At 74.1% G+C, this 6,272-nt stretch carries 6 protein-coding genes; 1 reads left to right on the forward strand and 5 read right to left on the reverse strand.

Annotated elements, in window-relative coordinates; genetic code table 11:
• Nucleotides 1-5 precede the first annotated feature (5 nt).
• Nucleotides 6-1,157, reverse strand: coding sequence for an ROK family protein (locus tag ACFWE2_RS12295; RefSeq protein ID WP_377224512.1), 1,152 nt, complete (start codon nucleotides 1,155-1,157; stop codon nucleotides 6-8).
• A 307-nt stretch (nucleotides 1,158-1,464) separates the two neighbouring features.
• Here ACFWE2_RS12295 and ACFWE2_RS12300 point away from each other — a divergent pair, with 307 nt between their 5' ends.
• The gene (locus tag ACFWE2_RS12300; RefSeq protein WP_377224513.1) at nucleotides 1,465-2,442 is read left to right on the forward strand and encodes a DUF4349 domain-containing protein; all 978 of its coding nucleotides are present in this window, start codon (nucleotides 1,465-1,467) and stop codon (nucleotides 2,440-2,442) included.
• A 25-nt stretch (nucleotides 2,443-2,467) separates the two neighbouring features.
• On the opposite strand, the gene ACFWE2_RS12305 is transcribed toward ACFWE2_RS12300, so the two are convergent.
• The 4 genes from ACFWE2_RS12305 to ACFWE2_RS12320 all read right to left on the reverse strand — a co-directional run.
• Nucleotides 2,468-2,872, reverse strand: a complete 405-nt coding sequence (locus ACFWE2_RS12305; RefSeq protein ID WP_377224514.1) for a RidA family protein — start codon at nucleotides 2,870-2,872, stop codon at nucleotides 2,468-2,470.
• Between the two features lie 62 nt (nucleotides 2,873-2,934).
• Nucleotides 2,935-4,152 (reverse strand): alanine racemase, encoded by a 1,218-nt coding sequence (locus ACFWE2_RS12310; RefSeq protein ID WP_377224515.1) that lies wholly within the window; start codon nucleotides 4,150-4,152, stop codon nucleotides 2,935-2,937.
• A 46-nt stretch (nucleotides 4,153-4,198) separates the two neighbouring features.
• Nucleotides 4,199-5,794 (reverse strand): amidohydrolase family protein, encoded by a 1,596-nt coding sequence (locus ACFWE2_RS12315; protein WP_377224516.1) that lies wholly within the window; start codon nucleotides 5,792-5,794, stop codon nucleotides 4,199-4,201.
• Nucleotides 5,791-6,272: family 20 glycosylhydrolase (locus tag ACFWE2_RS12320; protein WP_377224517.1), on the reverse strand; the 482-nt coding region annotated here is incomplete at its 5' end. The genes ACFWE2_RS12320 and ACFWE2_RS12315, both read right to left, overlap by 4 nt.

Below are 6,272 nucleotides of genomic sequence, written 5' to 3' on the forward strand. Positions count from 1 at the left end.
GATGCTCACGAGACCCCCAGCTGGGCGGAAAGCACGAGGACGGCGGCGCCCGCCAGCACCACGTCCTCGTCGAGTGCGGCCATCCGCAGCTGCAGGCCCGAGTTGATGGCCGGCATGGTGCGCTGACGGATGGTGTCCAGCGCGGCCTCGCGCAGGGGACCGTCGAGCAGGTCGCGTGGACCGCTCAGCAGCACCTCCGTGAGGTTGAGCGCGCTGACGACCGGGGCGAGGGTCACACCAAGCACCCGGCCTGCCGACGCCAGTGCGGCGTCGGAATCTTCTTGGGTCCTGTCGGCGGTCGCGCGCCGCAGGGCCGGTACGGACAGGACGGTCTCGAGGCAGCCCACCCGGCCGCAGGCGCACTCGCCGTGATCGACCACCGTGACGTGGCCGATCTCGCCGGCGGCGTCGCCCTGGCCGTGCAGCCGCACGCCGTCGACCACGATGCCTGCGCCGACACCCGCGCCCACGGTGACCACGAGCATGCCGGAGCTGCCGCCGCCGTACGTGAACTCGCCGAGCGCCGCGGTGTTGGCGTCGTTCGCCACGTGCACGGGCAGGCCGAGCCGGTCGCCGAGGATCTCGGCGAGCGGCACGTCGTACCAGCCGCGGTTGGGCGCCTCGACCACTCTGCCGTCCAGGTCGATGATGCCGGGCGAGCCGACGCCGACCCCGATCACCGGGTGGATCGCCGCTGCCACCAGCCGGCGGACGAAGCGGGTGAGCAGGTCGACGAGCTCGTCGCCGGTGCGCCCGTCGATGTCGAGCTGGCGACGCACCATGATCTCGCCGGTGAGGCTGAGGACCGCGCCGCGCATGCGGCCGTACTCGGTGAGGTCGACGGCCACTATCTGGTAGGCGTCCGTGCGGAGGCCGACCAGGATCGCGGGCTTGCCGACGCGCTGGCCGGGCCGTGTGCCGAGCTCCTCCACCAGTCCCTCGGTGATGAGCACCGAGACCAGGTCCGAGATCGTGACGCGGGTGAGCGAGGTCGCTCGTGCGAGGTCGGCCCGCGACGTGGGCCCCTCGTGGAAGAGGTGCTGGAGCACCAGGGACCGGTTGTGCGCCCTGGCGTGCTCGGGCAGCACCTTGGACGTCGCGCGCAGGCGTGCGCCGAGCCCTCGCCCGGTGCCGTTCCGCTCTGTCGTCGTCGCCATGTTTGTTAGTAGACCTCCTTAACAGAGTGCTGTCCATCACCCGGAGCGGCCCGTAACAAGACTGTTACTTGGGTCACGCTGCTCCTGGCCCCCGGACGCCCTCCGTCACCGTGTGCGGATTACTTCAAGTACCTGACGAATCCGAGCCTGCCGTACCTGGCGACGCCGAGCACGGCGTGACCGCAGCGTGATCAAAAGCGGGGCAAAACCCAAGAAAAATTGGGTCACCGGGCCCACAAGTTCACAAAGGGATCACAGTTCCCAGGTGGGACACCTGCGTGCACCGCGGGGCTCCTACTCTCGTCACATGAAGCGCAACCGGTCAGCCAGGGGGGACGCGAGCACGCCCGCGCGCCGACTCGTCCGGACCCTCCTGGCTGCAGTCGTCGGGGGGACCCTCGCCGTCTCCCTCGCCGCCTGCTCGGGTGGTGGGGCGGCTGAGTCCGGCGCCTCCGACGGCGGCGGCGCCGCGCGCTCCGATGCGGTCGCCCCCGACACCGCCGAGGGCGACCTCGCCGACGCGGCGGGCACCGTCGGCCTCGCCGGGTCGCCGGAGGAAGCGGTCGACCGGGAGCTCGTCACCACCGGCAACGCGACGCTCGCCGTGGCCGACCCGTTCGACGCGGCGGAGCAGATCGCCGGCCTCGTCGAGCAGGCCGGCGGCCGCGTCGAGGCACGCGACGAGCGTGCGGCGACCGCGGACGAGCCGGGCAGCGCGTCGATGACGCTCCGTATCCCCGCCGACCGCGTCTCGGCGACGCTGGACGCCCTCGACAAGCTCGGCGAGGTGCGCGACCGCCACGTCGAGACGATCGACGTCACGGGCACCGCGCAGGACCTCGACGCCCGGATCGCGGCGCTGCGCACGTCGACCGACCGGCTGCGCGAGCTCATGGCCGACGCCGACCGCACGTCCGACCTCATCGAGATCGAGGCCGAGCTGGCCACCCGTCAGGCCGAGCTGGACTCGCGGGTCTCCGAGCGGAACCGGCTCTCGGACGAGGTAGCGATGTCCACCCTGCACGTCGAGATCGTCGCCGAGAGCTCGCCTGCCGCCCAGGCACAGCCGGGCGGCTTCCTCGGTGGCCTGTCGGCCGGGTGGAGCGCACTGGTCATGACGTTCAACGTCGTCGTCCTGGTGCTCGGCGCGATCATCCCCTGGCTCGCGCTGGCGGGTGTGGTGCTGCTGGTGGTCGTCGCCGTCCGCAGGCAGATCGCCAGGAACCGCCCCGAAGGTCCCACCCTGCTCGAGACCGCGACGCCGGCACCGGCGCCGACCGACTGACCCTGCCCGGTCGGCGGCTCGCGGCTCAGTCCGTGATGGCCAGCGCGTCGATCTCCACGAGCATCTCCTCGCGCGGCAGGCCAACCATCACGGTGGTCCGGCTCGGCAGCACGCCGCTCGGGCAGTGCTTCGCGACGAACGCGCCGTACGCCTCGTTCATCGCCGCGAAGTCGTCGCGCGTGGTCAGGTAGACCCGGAGCATCACGACGTCCTCGAACGACGCGCCGCCCGCCTCGACGATCGCCCGCACGTTCTCCAGGGTGCGCGTGGTCTGCCCGGCGACGTCGTCGAGGTGCACGTACTCCCCCGTCGCCGGATCGGTCGGGCCCTGCCCCGAGACCTGCAGGAACGGTCCCTTGCGCACGCCCTGGTGGAACGTGAACGCGGGGGCAGGGGCGTCGGGGGTGGAGATGGCGGTCTTGGCGGTCATCGGGGTTCTCCTCGTTCGGGTGGTGCGGTGGCCGGGGTGCGGCGCTCGGGCGGTGCGGCAGGTCAGAAGTCGAGAGTGATCCGCTCGGCGACCTCGTCGCCGCGGGTCACGAAGCCGGTGCGGTACTTGTCGAGAGTCGTGCACGGGTGCGAGATGCCGAACCCGACGACGTCGCCCGGCTCCAGCGCTCGCCCGGCCGCCGGGTCCACCGCGAGGTAGGCGTGCTGGTCGTTGAGGGCGGTCACGCGCGCACCAGCCAGCGGGTCGGCAGCGCCCAGCCGCCCTGCGGCGTCGGGCGTCCGCGCGACGAGCGGCGTCGGCAGGTCGATGTCGAACGACACGTCCCGGCGGCCCAGACCGCAGATGACCAGGCCCGGCTCCGGTGCGGACAGCACGGAGCCCCAGACCGTGATCGCCGGCCGCAGTGCCGCGGCGCCCAGGCGCGTCCACGGGTCGGCACGCAGGTAGTGGCCGTGGTCGTGCGTCACGTAGGCACCCGACCGCAGCACCACCCGGGTCGGCACGTCGGCTCCCGTGGCGTCCCGGAGCGGCCCGGTCAGGCGGTTCGTGACGACGTCGGCGAACGCGCTGCCGCCCGCGCTCAGCACCGTCGGCCCGTCGACGAGACCGCCGATCTGCGCGCCGACGGCCCGCAGGTCGTCGCACCACCTGCCGACGGCGGCCAGCTCCTCGTCGCTCGTGCCACCGGCTACCGGTCCCTCGTAGCCCGCGACCCCGGTCAGCCGCAGCACCGCGTCGTGCACGCGGACCGCGAGCACCACGGCGTCGGACACCGTGCGGACGCCCGTACGACCGCCCGGCACGCCGAGCTCCACGAGCACGCCCAGCCGTGCGGTCACCTCGGGGGCCGCGCCGGCGAAGCCGGCCGCGAGCAGGTCGACGCCGCGGTCGGAGTCCACGTACACCCACACCTCGTCGGCGGTTCGGTCGGCGCCGCCGTCGGCGAGCGCCGTCCGGAGCCACGCGATGTCGCGGGGGTCGACGAGCTCGTTCGCGAGGAAGGCGCGGCGTCCCGCACCGGGAAGGCCCCAGCCGAGCGCCGTGCGGAGCTGTGCGGGCGTCGCCACCGTGGCTCCCCAGGCCCCCGCGGCGACCTGCCGCGCCCAGATCTCGCGGGACATGTGCGTCTTGACGTGCGGCGCGTGCTCGACGCCCGCGCCCGCGAAGGCCGCCGCCACCGTCCCGATGTTGTGGTCGAGGGCCGCCTCGTCGATGGTCAGCAGCGGCCAGGTGAGCGTGGGGTCGTCGATGCGCAGCACACCCACATCCTGCCGTGTCCCGGGCGCTCCGCGCACGCGTCCCGGATCAGCCGACGGCCCGGGCCGCGGACCCCGCGCGGGCCGGGCGCAGCCCGTGGCCCGGCGTGGCACCGGTGAGCTGCCCGGCCGCGAGCACGGGGACGCCGCCGACGAGCACGTCCTCGATACCCACGGCAGGAGTCCGCGGCGCCTCGTACGTCGCATCGGAGCGGACGCGGCCGGGGTCGACGAGCGCGAGGTCGGCGACGGCGCCCGGCGCCGTCAGGCCACGGTCCGCCAGCCCGAACCGCCGGGCCGCCCGGGCGGACAGGTGCTCCGCCGCGTCCCACCAGGTCCAGGAGCCGCGCCGCACGTGCTCGTCGAGCAGCCGGGCGAACGCGCCCCAGCCGCGGGGGTGCGGGCTGCCGCCCCAGTAGATGGCGTCCGACCCGGCGAGGTGCCCCTCGTGCCCCGCCAGCGTGCGGACCGACTCGGGCGAGTTGGTCGGCGGCTGCGCGAACACGCAGCTCGCACGCAGCCTCGTGGTCGTCAGCACCTCGACCACGGTGTCGGGGGCGGACCGGCCGAGCCGCGCGGCGACGTCGGGCAGGCTGCTGCCCTCGGCCCACTCCATGCCGGGGACGGACGCGAAGGTGATGCGCGGCCAGAGGTCGGTCAGGCCGGCGAAGTGCTCGGCGAGGCGGACGGCGGTCGCCGGGTCGCGCAGGGCGTCGATCGTCGCGCGGGCATCGGCCAGCGGCAGCCAGGTCGGCAGTGCGACCATCGACAGGATCGAGCATCCACGCAGGTAGGGATAGGAGTCGTAGGTGACGTCGCGGCCCGCGGCCCGCGCTCCCCCGACGTGCTCGAGGAGCTCACGGGCAGGGCCGTGCAGGTGGGACACGTGCGTGGCGACGTCGGACGCGCGCGCGATCCGCATCAGCTCGTCGAGCGCCGCGCCGCTCTTGTCCTCGTACCCGCGCATGTGGCTCACGTGCGGCAGGCCGCGCGCCGCGGCGACCTTCGCGAGCGCGACGAGCTCCCGTTCGTCGGCATACGCGGCGGGCACGTACTCGAGACCGGTCGAGAGGCCGCAGGCGCCGTCGTCCATCGCCTGTTCCAGCAGGCCGACCATCGCGGCCACCTCCGCGTCGGACGCCGGCCGCTGCGCGGCCCCGAGCACCCGGTAGCGCAGGGTGCCGTGCGGGGCGAGGTACGCGACGTTCACCGGGACCGTGCGGTGGTAGGTGCCCAGCAGATCGCCGACGGACCCGCCGGTGAACGTGGGGTGCGCCCCGTTGATGGCGGCGAAGTACGTGCTCGCCCAGTCGTGGGTCGCGCGGTCGCTCGGGGCGAACGAGACGCCGTCCTGCCCCGTCACCACCGTGGTGATGCCCTGGCGCAGCATCGCGAGCTGCACGTCCTGCTCGAAGACGGCGGCCTCGGCGTGCGTGTGCGCGTCCACGAAGCCGGGCAGCACCACCCGGCCGCCGGCGTCGAGGACCTCCGTGCCCGGCTCGACACCTGGTCCCGCACCGTCCGAGGCGCCGGTACGGGTGATCGTCGCGATCCTGCCGCGCACCACGTGCAGGTCCGCCGGCTCGGACAGGGTTCCGTCGGGCTGCGGCACGCGGGCGGCGCGGACCAGGATCGTGCCGGTCATCCGTCGGCCTCCGGCGCCTCGGGGACCTTGGGGGCCTCCGGGGCCGGGACGCTCGTCGGCAGGTTCTCGGCCCCGCCGTCGTCCCGCCAGCCGCCCATCCCCGCCCAGCCGCCGACGGCGGTCTCCGCCGCCAGGTCCCGCGGGTAGCCCTGGACGCCGGGCCGGGTCTGCCATGGGTGGGGCCCGGCGAGCGGCCGGTACTCGACGCCGTACGCGTCGAGGCGGGGCAGGTGCCGCCGCTCGAGGCGGCTTAGGAACTCCTTCGACGCGGCGGAGCCCTGCGTCCGGTCGCGCTGCGGCGACCAGGCGACCTCGGCGAACGCCGCGAGCCGGGGAAAGGTCGCGTAGTCGATGCGCCGGGCGCTGTCGAGATGCTCGGTCCACACCTGGGCCTGCGCCCCGAGCAGCCGCCCCCGCCCTCGTTGAGTGCTGGGTATTTGTGGGGTCGAGGCCTCCTGACCCCACAAATACCCAGCAC

The sequence above is a fragment of the Promicromonospora sp. NPDC060271 genome (assembly GCF_042726755.1).
Classification (GTDB): Bacteria; Actinomycetota; Actinomycetes; order Actinomycetales; family Cellulomonadaceae; genus Promicromonospora.